The sequence below is a fragment of the Alkalihalobacterium sp. TH-98 genome, from assembly GCF_057473385.1.
In genome coordinates this window covers 23,378-38,642 of the sequence record NZ_JBYCKM010000007.1, presented here as the reverse complement: position 1 = coordinate 38,642, position 15,265 = coordinate 23,378, and the positions used below count along the sequence as shown (strand labels likewise).

Genomic DNA, 15,265 nt, shown 5'->3' with positions numbered 1-15,265 from the left:
AATCACCATTTCTTTATGTTCGAATAAATGGTAAATACCATCTTATTTGCTTCTTCATCATCTAAAGCCAATCCAAACATGAGATCTTCTTCTTTTAACGTACGATTTAGAGCATCAACTACTTTATATACATCCGGTGACTTTTCAATCTTTACCGTAGATAATACAACCATTTTTTGTTCCATAATTACTCCTCCAAAAATAATAACTTCTTCCTATTTGAGTAACCATTTCTAACATACACATTGGACAAAAGGCTATACTATAAGTAAGCTCCCATAAAGGAGGAGTTGCAATTGAAAAACAATCAAATACAATGGCCTTACGCTCAGCTCTCAACAGCTGAACAGTTCCAACTCGAAAAAGAATGGTTCTCTCTTTCATCTCCAGTACGTTCCAACCAAGCAAAAAAGATAAGATGTAGTATAAGACAGACTCAATTTCCATCGCTTCTAAATCGCGGGTAAAACAGTTACAAAAAAATAACTCCTACTCACACCTCATTAATCCTGTATCTAAATGATACAGGATTTATTACTTATTTGAGCATATTACCATAATGATCATTGCATTCAGTTATAATCTTTTCTTCATCAAGGTATAAACACTCTCTGTTTTTAACTAGTTGCTTACCTTTGACATACACATCTACTACATCTGCACCACTCGCTGAGTAAACGACATGAGACAAGGCATTCATTGCCGGTTGAAGATGTGGTTGCTGTTCCTGCATTATGATAAAGTCTGCGTCTAATCCTTTCTCAATTGCACCTATTGTATTTCGTAATCCTAACGCTTTTGCTCCATTATCGGTAATTAACTTAATTCCTTCCGCTGACTTTACCGCAGTCGGATCTTGGTTTATTCCTTTTTGCAGTAAAACAGCTGTTCTCATTTCCTGAATTAAGTCAAGGTTATTATTGGATGCAACACTATCTGTACCTATGGAAACCGTAATTCCTTTGGAAAGCATCTTTTGAATAGGTGCAATTCCTGAACCAAGCTTTAAATTACTCATTGGATTGTGAGAAACTGCAACTTTATGTCCAGCAAGGATCTCCATTTCTTCATCATTTACATGAACCGCGTGTGCCACTAATGATTTCCCATCAAAAAAACCCGCTTTTTGTAAAAGTTCAACTGGTCGTTTCCCATACTTTTTTACATTTTCTTCAACTTCTTGAGCCGTCTCTGACATGTGGGTATGAACAGCTACATCCAGTGTCCTTGCTTCACTTGCTATTTCTGCAATATAGTCAGGCGGGCATAAATAAGGTGAATGTGGAGACAGCATTGTTGTAATTCGTCCATTCCCTTTTCCCTGCCAATTTTTAGCTATTGTAATCGCTTCGTTGAGCTTATATTTTTGCTCTTCTCTACTACATAAGCCAATAATTCCACGAGTAATGACAGCTCTCATACCTACTTCATCAACGACATTAGCAATATCATCAAGAAACAAATGATACATATCAAGAAATGTTGTTGTCCCAGACTTTAGCATCTCAACCATAGCTAATTTTGAGCTTGCAATTACAGCTTCTCGAGTTAGCTTTTGCTCCATTGGCCACATTTTTTCTTGCAGCCACTGCTTAAGCGGTAAATCATCAGAATGACCTCGCAACAGCGTCATTGGTGTATGCCCGTGTGTATTTATTAATCCTGGAAGGAGCCACCTTCCATTCAAATTATAAAAGTTGGCTTCTTCTGTTCCTATATGATCAGGATAGCCTGAACCTACCTCAATAAATTTTCCAGCTTTCACATGTACATATCCTGATGAATAAACTTCGTCTTTTTGATTAGCTGTAATAATGACGCCGTTATAAAAAACTTTGTCCATACTTATGTGAATCCCTTCTATTCTAATTCATTCTCTTAGCGCTAACGTTTTCAATTCGATACGGCAATATGAAACTCCTGCCCACTTGCCCGTACTGTCCAGATTTCATAGTTTTCTAACGTACACTTAATTGATACTGCACCTATTTTTTTCGTTTGATACACATCAATCCATGTTTCCTGTAATCGCTCCAAAACATATTCGCTAGGCCGTTTTCCCTCAAGCGAAAAAAGAATGGCAACTTGTGGGTCAACTTCTTGAAGGAATCCTTGTGACGTGCCATTAGAACTTCCGAAATGACCAACTTTTAGGATGGTTGATTTCAGATCATACTGAGAAGCTAGCAGCTCCTCTATTTCAGCATCTGCAAGTCCCATATACAACGTCCGGTGTTCTCCATATGTAAAAGAAAGGACTAAACATGGATCAAGTGCTTGATTCTCTCCCGTAAATAACACTTCGGTTTTTAAATTAGGAAGAACTTCATGCTTGTCTCCTTCTTTCCAACCGACTATTTTACCTATGTTTTCCTTTAATTGAGGTTCTATCATTTCTTTACCAGCATTAGGAACTATAATTGAAGAGATTTGATAATGATCGACAAGCCAGTTAATATTCCCGCTATATTCCTCACCCATATTCGTTACAATTAGTGAATCAATTGTTTCAACATGATACATATGTAACTTTCTCGCCAATTCTATTTGTGAAGAGGAGTCACCGGTATTAATTAAAACTGTTCCTCCTTGTCCGGATTGAATTAATGTCGCTTCACCACTTGGAAGATCAAAGTAGGTAAAAGCCAGTTCGTCATCATTTAAAGAAAATTCAACCTCCAGTTCATTTGTTACATTCACTACTGATACTACCTGACAACCAGCTAAAAAAAGCATGCAAAAAAAGAAGCATGCCAGCCGTTTAATAAGCATCTGCATACGCGAAACCTCCGAGTTTTCCATTAACCGTATTAGTTTGTAACAAATATTCAAAACTTATGTTACTAAAACTAATGTATGCTTGTTGTTCGCGTATAATGAATTTACTTACGACTGATACCACTCTTTTAAATCAGTTAGTAAATCGTTTGTGTTCATCTTTAAGACAGGAACATCTGCTATCGATTGTAAAAACATTTTTCCATAGCGTGTTGAAGTTACTCTTTGATCCATTACTACGATCACACCTCGATCACTCTCCGAACGAATGAGTCTTCCTACTCCTTGTTTAAACCTTATAATCGCTTGAGGCAAAGCTAAATTCATAAACGGGTTTTTGCCTTCTAATTTCATATGTTCCGATCGTGCCTGTAAAACCGGATCATCAGGTGGTGAAAAAGGCAAGCGAACGATGACTAAACAACTTAAGTCCTCGCCTGGAATATCAATTCCTTCCCAAAAACTACTTGTACCAAAAAGAATGGCTTGATCACTCTGCTTAAACGTTTTGATTAACTTTGTTCGGCTACCACTATTAATGCCTTGTCCAATCAAATAAAATTCGTCTTCTTCCATTCGATCTTTTATAATCCTGTACGTTTCTTTTAACATCTTAAAGGATGTAAACAAGATAAGCATTCGACCTTTAGTTACATGAGCAAGTCTTATAATCTTTTCTGCAGTATCTGAAATAAACAAATCGGGTTCCTCATTAATGCTGAATGTATCTATGGGGATATATAATTTGGACTGACTGCTGTAATCAAAAGGAGAAGGAATGATAATAGACTTTGGTCCAAAGTCTTCTAATCCCAACCGTTCAATAAAATAAGAAAACGACTCTTTTACAGAAAGTGTAGCAGATGTGAGAACAACTGAGTCTTTTTTCGCGAAAAATTCATCTGCTAATGTTTCTTTTAATTGCACTTGCTTTTTAAACAAGTATGTTGCATTTTTCGCTCCCTTTTCCTCAATTTCAATCCAATACACTGCATTAGGATCATATTCGAGAAGGAGTTGCTCGATGTTCTTTTTCGTTTCTTCAAAATCATTAGTTACACCTTGAAAATCAGTAACCGTTCCTCTGTCTTCCCAAGAAAGGTTATCGATTTTGTCATTTAAATTTTGAACGTATTGTTCCAATTGCTCGTTTAAATCTTTTAAGAACGTGTGAACTCGGAGACCACACTCTAAAATGCTCTGCCAAAACGAACCTTGCTCATTCGGTGCAGAGTATCGATAGGATAACCGACCTACCTCCGTCGACAATTTTTTCATTTTTAGGGCGTAACTATGAAGCATACGGAAAAGTTCATCAATTTCAAACTTACACGTTTCAATCTTCATTTCTAAGGATTTCTTCGCGAGCTTCGGAACTAGTCCACATTTTTCATATACAGATGAAATAGCTTGTTTTGAATTAGCTAATCGATTAAATAAAAATGCCATTTGATGAAAGTCAATCGTTACCCCTAAGTGATTACTTGCTACGTCCTCAAAATGATGTGCTTCATCAATTACGACTTGCGAATAACTTGGAATAATTGAATGATTTTGAGCCACATCTGTAAATAGCAGTGCATGATTTGTAATAATAACATCTGCTTTTTGAGCCATTTTTTTCGCATGGTGATAAAAACATCTTGAAAACCAAGGACAGTGTGGTCCGGAGCAAGAATTAGGCTCACTTTGAATTTCAAGCCAGAAACTTCGTCCACCAGAAGGTAAATTTAATTCTTCTACATCACCTGTAGTCGTTTCTGTAAGCCATATTAATATTTGTCCTTTTGATAATAAAGTATCGTAATTATCATCTAAATGGCTTTGTAATTTCTGTTCGAACTTTCTTAGACATAAATAATGACTTCTTCCTTTTAGTAGTGCCACCTTAAATGTGAATGGTAACATTTTTTTTAGTGCTGGGATATCTCTATCTAATAATTGTTGCTGTAACAGAATAGTATGAGTACTAACTACCACCCTGCGTCCAAAAGTTTTAGCATAGAATACCGATGGAATTAAGTAGCCTAGCGATTTGCCTGTACCTGTTCCTGCTTCCACTAAAAGGTGACTTCTGTTTTCATAGGCTTCAGAAACGGCTTTAATCATTTCTAACTGCCCTGTACGCACTGTATATTTAGGGAATATTTTTTTCATTTCACTCAAATTTGTGAATGTATCTTCAATAAAGGACTTGAGCTGCGGTTGTGTAATTAAAACTTCTTCTTCCCCATTAGCTTCCACCGTTTTTTTCCTAATCGCTAATTGGCGGTAAATATCAAAATTCTGCTCATCCTCTTCGTTATAGCTTGTCAGCTTATTACTAATTAGAGGATCTAACAATGTATCAAAATCACTTTTTAGACGTGCGGTTATCTCTTGTAATTTTTGTAGCGTAATTAGCGGTAACCCTTCTAACTTATGTATCATTTTCAATAATAACAAGGCAGTAACTTCTGCATCACTATCTGCTTGATGAGGGCGATCATGTTGAAAATTAAAGCTTTCAGCTAATTGCTGCAGCTTATAACTCTCCTCATTTGGCAATAGCAATCGAGATAGTTCAACTGTATCTAAAATGGGGCCTTGGAAAGGGAGATAACCCACCTCATCGAGCTGGGCTTGTAAAAATGATAAATCAAATTGAACATTATGAGCAACAAAGTAGGAACCCTCTAACATTTGCAGTAACTCAGGTATCACTTGTTCAAATGTAGGTGCCAATGCCACCATCTCATCAGATATCCCCGTTAATGACTCAATGAATGGCGGGATATTCATTTGCGGATTAACAAATGAAGTAAAGCGCTCAACAATCTCGCCGTCTTGAACTAACACTGCACCTATTTGAATAATTCGGTCTTGTTGAGGGGAATGACCGGTTGTTTCTATATCTACAACGACAAAGCGTGTTTCTTTCACGAGTTTTTCACCTCTCGATTGACTAATCTTCTTTTACTTAAAATATTCGCTCTAATAATGGGTGAGAAAAATTCATCCTATTACAATACGAGCGTACTTTTTCAAACTTTGCTTTCTCGCCCCAGGCTTGTAATAACCATAAATACGATATCCAACAATTGACTTGGTACGGATTTTCTTGAATTAAAAACATAAAAAGCTTGTCTGCACTTTGACGCATATCCATTAATCCGTAATTCCAGGCTAACCCATGATAAACTTCAGTATCGTCAAAACCTAGAGCCAGTAACCGTTTATAACAATGAATGGCTCCAGTATAATAGCCCATCCATTCCATCTCGTATGCTAATGTTTGCAACATTCCCTTAGTCTCTACGAGTTGTAACCCTGTAATCCACGTTTGACAAGCTTGATCATACTTATCTAATTCTACGTAACAGCGACCTAGAAAGTAGTATGCTTCACCATCCTCAGGAAGTAACTCAATCGCTTCTTTAAAATAAGGTAAGGCCAATCCTGGTTGGTGTTGTAAAAAGTGACACATTCCTAAATTATACACTACATCGGAATTGTTGGTAAGTGATAAGGACTTTTCAAAATAGGTAATCGCCTCTTCATATTTTTCTTGTTGTGCCATTAAACAACCAAGACCGACATAAGCAAAATGTTGACTCCAAATCGACTCTTTACTATGAATTAAGAATAGAAACCACTCTTTTGCCTTGTCATAGTTCTGTACGTATAAGTATGAGTAAGCGAGATATAATTTGACAATGGGTTGTCGATAGTCCTGTATTTCTTTTAAAAATTCTTCAATTGCGTGTTCAAATAAATCCAATTCAAAGTAGGAAGTGCCTTTTGAAGAAAAACGCGTACACTCATAAGTAAAGTTTTTAATTTCAGTTTTTAATTCATGCAATTCTTCGTCCATTTCAACCCATTTATCTAAGACCGCTTCGTTTAATTTGGCCAGTTCATTAATGTAATCATTACGTTCATCTTCCCCGATTTTTTTCCAATTATTTTTCAATTGTTTCATCATCATTTCCCATTGTTTAATTTCTATTTTTTGCACAAAAAATCCCCCCTCATAGATACTGTTATCCAACAGTTTTCATCTAACGAGAGGGGATTATGTTAGTAATAGTTGCCTTACAATACAGTCGCAGCAGGCTCTGTACCAATCATTTCAACAATTTCATTTTTTTCATTCATTATAGCTACTTTTGGTTCATGTTCTAATACTTGCTCTTCTGCCACAAGTGCATAAGCAATAACGATGATCACATCATCTTCTTGTACAAGTCGTGCTGCAGCGCCATTTACACAGAAAACTTTACTTCCTCTTGGCCCAGCAATTACATAGGTCTCAAAACGTTGTCCATTGTTGTTATTTACTATTTGAACTTTTTCATTTTCAAGGATATTAACTTGGTCCATAATGTCTTCATCAATTGTGATACTACCTACATAATTTAAGTTGGCCTCAGTAACACGGGCACGGTGGATTTTTGATTTCATCATTGTACGAAACATTGTTCTGTTCTCCTCCTTGGTCTCCTCAATTAATAAATCTCTGCGCTTATTCTATTTCTAATACGATATTATCAATTAATCGGGCTTTTGAATATTGTTGAGCAATGGCAATAATCACTTTTCCTTCCAATTGCTCTAGATGATTTAGTTCTGGATACGTTAACAGTTCAATGTAATCGATACTACCTGAACTATTTGTTTTTAAAAATGTTGTCATTTCTTCCTTAATACGCTCTGTCTTACGTTCCCCTTGCGCAATCAGCTTTTTTGCCAATTGTAAACTGTTATAAATAGATACAGATTCTTTTCTTTCCACGTCTGTTAAGTTAACATTTCGTGAGCTTTTGGCAAGCCCATCTTCTTCACGAAGGGTTGGACAGCCGATTAGACTTACTTGTAAATTAAAATCACGTATCATTTTTTCTATTACAGCGACTTGTTGAGCATCTTTCATACCAAAGTAAGCTCGGTCGGGTGTTACAATATTAAATAACTTTAAGACAACTGTTGCGACACCATCAAAATGTCCTGGTCGACTTTTTCCACAAAGTACACTTACTCCTTCGTGAACGATAACCTTCATTGCAGTCTCTGTCGGGTACATTTCTTTAACATTTGGGTAAAATAAAATATCAACATCAGCATTTCTAGCTAGTCGGGTATCCCGTTCAAAGTTCCTTGGATATCGGTCAAAGTCTTCATTAGGTCCAAATTGAAGAGGGTTGACAAAAATACTCATGACAACAAGATCACATTCTTTTTGGGCTTGTTCCACAAGGCTCATATGACCTTCATGCAGAAAGCCCATCGTTGGAACAAAACCGACAACGCTTTCATTTCTTCTTGCTTCTTTAATTAAGTTTTGTAACTCTTGTACTGTTTCAACAATTTTCATTCTCTATTTTACGCCTCCATAAAGATGCGAAAGATTCTCTTCATTCATCGTAAACGTATGTTTTTCTTCTGGAAAATGTTTATTCTTAACTTCCGAAACGTAATTAGCAACAGCTTCCTGAATAACAGGTGAAATCTCCGCATATTTCTTTACAAACTTTGGAACAAACTCTCCACCGTAACCGATGACATCATGGTAGACTAATACTTGCCCGTCTGTGTCTGCACCGGCACCAATACCTATAACAGGAATAGTTAGCAGTTTGCTAATATATTCACCTAATTGTTTAGGAACACATTCCAAAACTAGTGCAATTGCTCCAGCTTTTTCCACTTTCTTGGCATCTTCAATGAGTTCATTTGCACTTTCTTTATCTTTAGCTTGAACCTTATATCCACCCAGCACACCTACAGACTGTGGAGTTAAGCCCAAATGAGCTACAACAGGCACCCCTGCTTTGGTTAACATTTCAATCGTTTGAATTACTTCCCCATTACCTTCAACTTTGACTGCATGTGCTCCACCTTCTTGCATAAGACGTCTCGCATGATGCATCGTCTCACTAATGGAGCTATGGTACGTTAGAAATGGCATATCTGTAACGATAAACGTTTGCTTTGCACCCCGTTTTACTGCTCTTGTATGCAATATCATATCCTCTAAGGTAACAGGAACTGTTGAGTCATATCCTAGTACGACCATTCCAAGTGAGTCACCAACTAATATCATGTCCACTCCAGCCTGTTCAACTAACTTCGCTGATGGTGAATCATAAGCGGTTATCATTGCAATCTTTTCATTTGCTTCTTTCATCTTCTTAAAATCTGTTGATGTTTTCATCGTTTCTCCCCCTTATTAATATAGAGGAAACTGAATAAACCGACAGGCTAAGATGTAAAAAATCCTTCTTTCCACGCTGGAAGAAGGATTCAAAGGAATTATAATTCAAAACTGTTAAACAGTTTGATCGGTTTAATTCATCCCTCTGTCCCAGTCCTAAATGGATCAAGGCAGACTACATAGGTTTAAAATTGTGAGTAAAAGTAGTTTTATCCAAAAGGTGCAGTTCTAATGGATACTGCCCATATCATGAGTATAACAAAATGTAGCAGATTTGTGACAACTTTTCATTATTTTATTTCAATATCTGCAGAATAAATTTGATGGACAACTTGGTCATCATCTTCTAGTAAAAGTACACCATCATTTGTAATACCTTTAGCTACTCCCTCAATAGTCCCTTGTATAGTTCGAGCAACAATTCGTTTCCCAAGACTTATCGCATAACTTTCCCACTGTGGTTTTATAACATCAAACCCTTCGAGGAGATATTGCTCATACAATGTTTCTAATTCATAGAAAACATTACTCATTAACTTCGCTCGACTAACTTCTTCACCTTTAGCAATTGCTAAAGAAGTAGCTATTTCTCTAAGTTCAGATGAGAACTGTTCTCGTCTATGATTGACATTAATTCCTATTCCGATAATTACAGAATGCACATAATCTGGCTCAGATTGCATTTCCGTTAAAATGCCCACAATCTTCTTGCCGTTCAGTAAAATATCATTGGGCCACTTAATACTACATTGTAAACCCGTTGTTTTCTCAATGCCTCTTACAACTGCAACTGCAGCAAGCAGTGTTAGTTGGGGTGCTTTCTGTGGCGATACTTTGGGACGTAAAATAATACTCATTGAGATACTTGTCCCAATCGGTGAATGCCAAACACGGCCTAGCCTTCCTTTTCCTGATGTTTGCTCATCAGCAATGACTACATGTCCTTCAACTGCTCCTTCTTGTGCTAAACGATGGGCAACCTCTTGTGTAGACGGTAGTGATTCATAATAAGTAAGCTCTTGTCCGATTTTTTCAGTTTGTAAGTAAACCTTTATTTCATGTGGTGAAATGGTATTTGGTCTTGTTTTAATCCTATATCCTTTTCTTGGAACTGCCTCTACTTCATACCCGCTCTTACGAAGTTCCTCAATATGTTTCCATATCGCCGTCCTCGAGCACCCTAAATGTTTACTGATTTTTTCTCCAGAAACAAAACCAGCTTCATTTTCTGACAGCATCTCCAAAAGCTTCTCCTTCATCATTTGAATCCCTCTCTTTCATTAGCCAAGCTATTAATTCATTTGGGTCATTTGCAACCTCTTGTGCTAATACTACCTTTTCTGCTTTGACTAGCAGGTTTTCAATCCAGGCCCCTTGTTCTTTTTGAAAGGCCCGTACGAGTAATTGTCCATTTAGATTTAAATCACGTCGACTTTTTATAGGCAATTCATTATGCCATTTAATTATGGCCTGTTCATTATGTATATGGTTTTCTCCCGGTTGTAAAGTGAAGAGTAACCGCCCTAATTTTAAGCTGTTTTCCAGACCGATTTCGTAAATTAGCTCGTTTGACCAGCCATTGTCTTCATAAGAATGTAATGCTTCTAGTAACAGAATAACTCGGTGAACAAACTGTTTTGATTTTTTTAAAGCCTTCAAATATTTCAATAGCTCTTGTTCAGTTTGGTCAACATATAAAAAGGCTGCCCAAACTTCTTCAAGTGAGAAAAGATTTTGAAGCTGCATGGCAGCTAAGTCATTTAAAGCTTGTTCTTTGCCTTTTAAAAATGACAGGTGATGTGTCAAACCTAAAGATAAGATGTAATTCAGGCCACGTGAATACGATCTTGCCTTTACTAGTTTATCGAATTCAGTTACCACCCTTTCAATTGCCACTCTTTCAATTAAACCGCGACACTTAATAATTGCGTCTAATGTCTCCTTCTCTATTTCAAAGTTCAATTGACTACTAAAGCGACACGCACGAAGCATTCGTAACGGGTCCTCCACAAAGCGTTCCGTACCCTTTTCAACAGCACGAATTAACTGATTTTCGAGGTCACAACAAAAGTTGTATGGGTCAATTAGCTCCATATTTTCGTTCATTGCCATAGCATTAATGGTAAAATCTCGTTTTTGCAAATCTTCAAGTAAAGTATTTCTACCGTTAGAAACAGAACGAAAAGTCGTTACTTCAAAAGACCGTTCTTCCATACGAACAATAATCGTTCCATGCTCTTTACCTAAAGGAACCGTTACTTTAAAAAGTTGTTCAATACGCTCTACGGGTGCAGAGGTCGTAATATCGATATCATGAACCGGTCGTTTTAAGAGAAAGTCCCTAACTGCCCCACCGACAAAATAAGCTTCATAGCCTTGTTGCTTTAACGTTTGAATAACTTTTGATCCAATTAAAAATAACGATTCCATAAGTTGCCCCTCTTTACCTGTTGAGAGTTAAATGATAAATAGACTCATATTGATCAACAATATCTTTTGAACTAAAATGGTCAAACACACGCTCCTGTGCATTTTCGCTCATTTGTTTATGCAAACTTTCGTCTGTTAATAAACTAATTGCCTTATCACTTATCATTGATATATCGCCGACTTCACATATGTATCCTGTTTTTCCATCTTCGATTACTTCTGGAATTCCACCAATATTCGTCCCGATGACAGGAACTCCACAAGCCATTGCTTCTAGCGCAACTAAACCGAAGCTTTCTTTTTCAGACAATAAAAGTAATAAATCAGAAATGGATAAAATCTCAGCAACTTCTTTTTGACTACCTAAAAATAATACTTGCTCTTCAATCCCTAACTGTTTGACAAGTTGGCAAGCAACTGTTAGCTCGGGTCCATCACCTATTAATAGTAACTTTGAAGAAAGATGCTCATTAATTTTTGCAAAACTTAAAATTACATCCTTTACTCGTTTAACAGGACGAAAATTAGAAATATGAACAATGACCTTTTCCTCTTCAGCAATTTGATATCGCCTTTTAAGATCAGTATTATCTCGCTTATAATACACACGTTCATCTATAAAGTTGTAAATTGTCTTTAGATCTTTATTTACGTCCAGCAGTTCCCGAGTTTGTCTTACAAGGTCATTTGAGACTGCCGTTACAGTATCAGACTGTTCGATTCCAAATCGAATAATTTCACTTAAGGATGGATCATAACCTAAAACAGTTATATCCGTTCCATGCAATGTTGTCACAATCTTCAAATGGTCACCAACCATTTGTTTTGCTAAAAAAGCACATATTGCATGAGGAACGGCATAGTGCACATGAAGTATATCTAACTTTTGCCTTCTGGCAACCTCAGCAATTTTACTAGCTAGAGATAAGTCATATGGAGGATGTTTAAATACCGAGTATTGATTTACCTCTACTTCATGAAAGAAAATATTCGGATCAATTTTATCAAGACGAAAAGGAACACTAGAAGTAATGAAATGAACTTCATGCCCGCGTTCTGCTAGCAGCTTTCCTAATTCCGTTGCAATGACTCCGGAACCTCCGACCGAAGGATAACAACTAATTCCTACCTTTAATTTCATAATTCTCCTCACTTCTCTTGGCCTTCGGCGTTAATTTTTCTTTCTCCATTCTAGCTCTCCGCGTTCAATTCCTTTAATTAAAATTTCTGCTGTAGCCATATTGGTTGCTAACGGTATTGAGTGAACATCACAAAGTCTCAATAGAGCAGTTACATCAGGTTCATGCGGTTGTGCTGTTAATGGGTCTCTAAAGAAAATAATTAAATCCATTCGATTTTCAGCTATCAGTGCTCCGATCTGTTGATCTCCCCCATATGGACCTGATAAAAATCGCGTAATTTTTAAAGAAGTTGCTTCCATTATACGTTGTCCAGTTGTACCTGTAGAAAATAATTCATACTCTTTGAATATGTGTTCATATGCAGTAACAAAATTGACCATATCTAATTTTTTTTGATCATGTGCGATAAATGCAATTCTCACTCTCATTTCCCCTATTCAATAATATTTTCCAGGCCATAAATTAACGTATCCATTTTCATAACAGTTTCCACAGATAACTGAATACCAGGCATAAAGGATGTACGATTGATTGAATCGTGTCTTAACGTTAATGTTTGACCTTGTCCGCCAAAGATGACTTCTTGATGCGCTACTAATCCCGGTAATCGAACACTGTGTATATGCATCCCATCGATATTTGCACCTCGAGCCCCAGCTAATTCTTCTACTTCTTCTGGGTGCCCTTGAACTTTTGAAGCGCGCACCTCTTGAATAAGTTGTGCGGTTTTAATCGCTGTTCCTGATGGGGCATCTAGTTTTCGATCGTGGTGTTTTTCAATTATTTCAACATCAGGTAAGTATTTAGCAGCAGCCTGTGCAAACTTCATCATTAGAATTGCACCGATTGCAAAATTTGGCGCAATAATGGCACCTAACTTTTTATCCTCAGCTATCTGCCTTAACTCATTTATATCTTGTTCAGTAAAGCCTGTCGTCCCTACTACAGGTCGTACCCCATGATCAAAAGCAATTTCCATATGTTTACGTCCAAACTTTGGTGCTGTTAAATCTATAAGAACATGCGGCTCATGCTCAGCTAAACAAACGGATAAATCCTCATATATAGGAACATCTATTGCTGGCTGTCCTTCAATATCTTTTAATAACTTCCCGTTATTTTTCGAATCAACTACTGCAGTAAGTTGAAAATGCTCAGTTGCTGTCACCATTTTTACTGCTTCATTACCCATATTCCCTCTTGGTCCTGCAATAACAACCTTGATCGTATTCACTGCCATTTATTATTCCTCCTCTATTTTTGTCCAACGATTGGCATCTCTTGTTTTAAACTTTTCCATAACAAGTTCTAATGCCTCATCTAAATTAATATTTAACGAATTGGCAAAACAAATAAGGACGAAAAAAAGATCGCCCATTTCTTGTTCCATCGAGCGCTCGTCTTCCGAATCTTTTTTCGGCTTTTCTCCATAATAATGATTCACCTCACGTGCTAGTTCACCTAATTCTTCTGTCATTCGTGCTAGCATCGCTAATGGACTAAAATAACCTTCCTTGAATTGACTTATGTATGCATCTACTTCCCTTTGCATATCCTTCAAACTTCGTTCTTCCATGCTCAACACCCCTTATGTTCATGTTAGCTAATTCAGGAGCATTTGACAAATATTTATCCAATAAAACATATATTTCTCTTAATCGTGTGATTGTTGTTTGAAATAACTTACTACTTTAACCTTAAGGTACTAAAATCTCATTACCAATTTGCCCAAATAATGCATATCCAGTATAATATTCGTGCGACATCCATTTGTATCCGCAATAATTGAAAAAAGGACGTAAAACATGACATATCGTATTAAATTTAAAAATGTATTTTTTATTCTTCTTGGCTCTGCCATTCTTTCTTTTGGGCTTGTATATTTTAATATGGAGAATAATTTAGCGGATGGTGGATTTACTGGAATTACACTGATCCTATTCTTTATCTTCAATTTTGATCCTGCTATAACAAATCTCCTATTAAACATACCTCTATTTTTCGTTGGTTGGTATATTCTAGGAAGGCATACTTTTATCTACACGATCATCGGAACTTTAGGTGTCTCGCTCTTTTTATATATTTTTCAACGTTATCCTGTTATTTCATTACCGCTTCATGATGACATGACACTTGCTGCTCTTTTTGCCGGAGTATTCATCGGTGTAGGTCTCGGAATTGTGTTCCGTTATGGTGGGACAACTGGCGGGGTAGATATTATTGCAAAGTTAGGTTATAAGTACATCGGTTGGAGTATGGGAAAAACGATGTTTATCTTTGATGCAATGGTAATTGGCTCATCTTTGCTTTATTTAAACTATCGGGAAGCCATGTATACGTTATTAGCTGTATTTATTGCAGCAAAAGTCATTGACTTTATCCAGCAAGGGGCTTACTCAGCAAAAGCTTCGTTCATCATTTCAGATCGCGTACCTGAGATTGCAAGTGCCATCTTAAAAGAAATGGACCGTGGGGCTACTGTACTTAAAGGAAAAGGAAGTTTTACTGGTTCTGATAAGGAAGTACTATACTGCGTAGTTGGTAGAAATGAACTTATTCGTCTAAAGGGATTAGTTGAAAGAATTGATCCGCATGCTTTCGTTACTGTCAATGACGTTCAAGATGTAATTGGTGAAGGCTTTACACTAGATGAAAATAAGAAGCCTTTAGAGACATAAGGAAAAATTAAGCTTTTCTAAAACCGAAAAACGACTGAAGGAAT

The 15,265-nt window shown here is 36.8% G+C and carries 15 protein-coding genes; 1 reads left to right on the top strand and 14 read right to left on the bottom strand.

Translation table 11 applies throughout. From position 1 onward, the window contains the following. Positions 1-2 precede the first annotated feature (2 nt). The 14 genes from AC2VNP_RS02725 to AC2VNP_RS02660 form a co-directional block, all read right to left on the bottom strand. On the bottom strand, positions 3-185 hold the full coding sequence (locus AC2VNP_RS02725; RefSeq protein ID WP_486915876.1) for a YpmA family protein: 183 nt from the start codon (positions 183-185) through the stop codon (positions 3-5). A 353-nt stretch (positions 186-538) separates the two neighbouring features. Further along, the gene (locus AC2VNP_RS02720) at positions 539-1,843 is read right to left on the bottom strand and encodes an amidohydrolase (RefSeq protein ID WP_486915875.1); all 1,305 of its coding nucleotides are present in this window, start codon (positions 1,841-1,843) and stop codon (positions 539-541) included. Between the two features lie 50 nt (positions 1,844-1,893). Continuing rightward, the gene (locus AC2VNP_RS02715) at positions 1,894-2,778 is read right to left on the bottom strand and encodes a ComEC/Rec2 family competence protein (RefSeq protein ID WP_486915874.1); all 885 of its coding nucleotides are present in this window, start codon (positions 2,776-2,778) and stop codon (positions 1,894-1,896) included. A gap of 108 nt (positions 2,779-2,886) precedes the next feature. Then, the gene (dinG, locus tag AC2VNP_RS02710; protein ID WP_486915873.1) at positions 2,887-5,700 is read right to left on the bottom strand and encodes an ATP-dependent DNA helicase DinG; all 2,814 of its coding nucleotides are present in this window, start codon (positions 5,698-5,700) and stop codon (positions 2,887-2,889) included. 37 nt (positions 5,701-5,737) lie between these two features. After that, positions 5,738-6,775, bottom strand: a complete 1,038-nt coding sequence (locus AC2VNP_RS02705) for a tetratricopeptide repeat protein (RefSeq protein ID WP_486915872.1) — start codon at positions 6,773-6,775, stop codon at positions 5,738-5,740. A gap of 77 nt (positions 6,776-6,852) precedes the next feature. After that, positions 6,853-7,236 (bottom strand): aspartate 1-decarboxylase, encoded by a 384-nt coding sequence (panD, locus tag AC2VNP_RS02700; RefSeq protein WP_486915871.1) that lies wholly within the window; start codon positions 7,234-7,236, stop codon positions 6,853-6,855. Positions 7,237-7,282: 46 nt separating this feature from the next. After that, positions 7,283-8,131 (bottom strand): pantoate--beta-alanine ligase, encoded by an 849-nt coding sequence (gene panC / locus AC2VNP_RS02695; RefSeq protein ID WP_486915870.1) that lies wholly within the window; start codon positions 8,129-8,131, stop codon positions 7,283-7,285. Positions 8,132-8,134: 3 nt separating this feature from the next. After that, a complete protein-coding gene (panB, locus tag AC2VNP_RS02690; RefSeq protein WP_486915869.1) occupies positions 8,135-8,971 on the bottom strand; it encodes a 3-methyl-2-oxobutanoate hydroxymethyltransferase in 837 nt (278 codons plus the stop codon). A 290-nt stretch (positions 8,972-9,261) separates the two neighbouring features. Next, entirely contained in the window at positions 9,262-10,230 is a 969-nt protein-coding gene (locus AC2VNP_RS02685) for a biotin--[acetyl-CoA-carboxylase] ligase (protein ID WP_486915959.1), read from the bottom strand. After that, positions 10,193-11,401 (bottom strand): CCA tRNA nucleotidyltransferase, encoded by a 1,209-nt coding sequence (locus AC2VNP_RS02680; RefSeq protein WP_486915868.1) that lies wholly within the window; start codon positions 11,399-11,401, stop codon positions 10,193-10,195. The genes AC2VNP_RS02685 and AC2VNP_RS02680 overlap by 38 nt, the downstream gene beginning before the upstream one ends. A gap of 13 nt (positions 11,402-11,414) precedes the next feature. Beyond that, positions 11,415-12,542, bottom strand: coding sequence for an N-acetyl-alpha-D-glucosaminyl L-malate synthase BshA (bshA, locus tag AC2VNP_RS02675; RefSeq protein ID WP_486915867.1), 1,128 nt, complete (start codon positions 12,540-12,542; stop codon positions 11,415-11,417). Positions 12,543-12,572: 30 nt separating this feature from the next. Continuing rightward, a complete protein-coding gene (gene mgsA / locus AC2VNP_RS02670; RefSeq protein WP_486915866.1) occupies positions 12,573-12,965 on the bottom strand; it encodes a methylglyoxal synthase in 393 nt (130 codons plus the stop codon). Between the two features lie 11 nt (positions 12,966-12,976). Continuing rightward, on the bottom strand, positions 12,977-13,783 hold the full coding sequence (gene dapB / locus AC2VNP_RS02665) for a 4-hydroxy-tetrahydrodipicolinate reductase (RefSeq protein WP_486915865.1): 807 nt from the start codon (positions 13,781-13,783) through the stop codon (positions 12,977-12,979). A 3-nt stretch (positions 13,784-13,786) separates the two neighbouring features. Continuing rightward, a complete protein-coding gene (locus tag AC2VNP_RS02660) occupies positions 13,787-14,119 on the bottom strand; it encodes a nucleotide pyrophosphohydrolase (protein WP_486915864.1) in 333 nt (110 codons plus the stop codon). Positions 14,120-14,348: 229 nt separating this feature from the next. On the opposite strand from AC2VNP_RS02660, the gene AC2VNP_RS02655 reads away from it, so the two are divergent. Continuing rightward, positions 14,349-15,221, top strand: coding sequence for a YitT family protein (locus AC2VNP_RS02655; protein ID WP_275116535.1), 873 nt, complete (start codon positions 14,349-14,351; stop codon positions 15,219-15,221). Positions 15,222-15,265 lie beyond the last annotated feature (44 nt).

Excerpts from the sequence above, each read along its gene's own strand:
- AC2VNP_RS02725 (WP_486915876.1), bottom strand. The coding sequence starts at position 185 with ATGGAACAAAAAATGGTTGTATTATCTACGGTAAAGATTGAAAAGTCA.
- AC2VNP_RS02720 (WP_486915875.1), bottom strand. The coding sequence starts at position 1,843 with ATGGACAAAGTTTTTTATAACGGCGTCATTATTACAGCTAATCAAAAA.
- AC2VNP_RS02715 (WP_486915874.1), bottom strand. The coding sequence starts at position 2,778 with ATGCAGATGCTTATTAAACGGCTGGCATGCTTCTTTTTTTGCATGCTT.
- panD (WP_486915871.1), bottom strand. The coding sequence starts at position 7,236 with ATGTTTCGTACAATGATGAAATCAAAAATCCACCGTGCCCGTGTTACT.
- panC (WP_486915870.1), bottom strand. The coding sequence starts at position 8,131 with ATGAAAATTGTTGAAACAGTACAAGAGTTACAAAACTTAATTAAAGAA.
- panB (WP_486915869.1), bottom strand. The coding sequence starts at position 8,971 with ATGAAAACATCAACAGATTTTAAGAAGATGAAAGAAGCAAATGAAAAG.
- AC2VNP_RS02685 (WP_486915959.1), bottom strand. The coding sequence starts at position 10,230 with ATGAAGGAGAAGCTTTTGGAGATGCTGTCAGAAAATGAAGCTGGTTTT.
- AC2VNP_RS02680 (WP_486915868.1), bottom strand. The coding sequence starts at position 11,401 with ATGGAATCGTTATTTTTAATTGGATCAAAAGTTATTCAAACGTTAAAG.
- bshA (WP_486915867.1), bottom strand. The coding sequence starts at position 12,542 with ATGAAATTAAAGGTAGGAATTAGTTGTTATCCTTCGGTCGGAGGTTCC.
- dapB (WP_486915865.1), bottom strand. The coding sequence starts at position 13,783 with ATGGCAGTGAATACGATCAAGGTTGTTATTGCAGGACCAAGAGGGAAT.
- AC2VNP_RS02660 (WP_486915864.1), bottom strand. The coding sequence starts at position 14,119 with ATGGAAGAACGAAGTTTGAAGGATATGCAAAGGGAAGTAGATGCATAC.
- AC2VNP_RS02655 (WP_275116535.1), top strand. The coding sequence starts at position 14,349 with ATGACATATCGTATTAAATTTAAAAATGTATTTTTTATTCTTCTTGGC.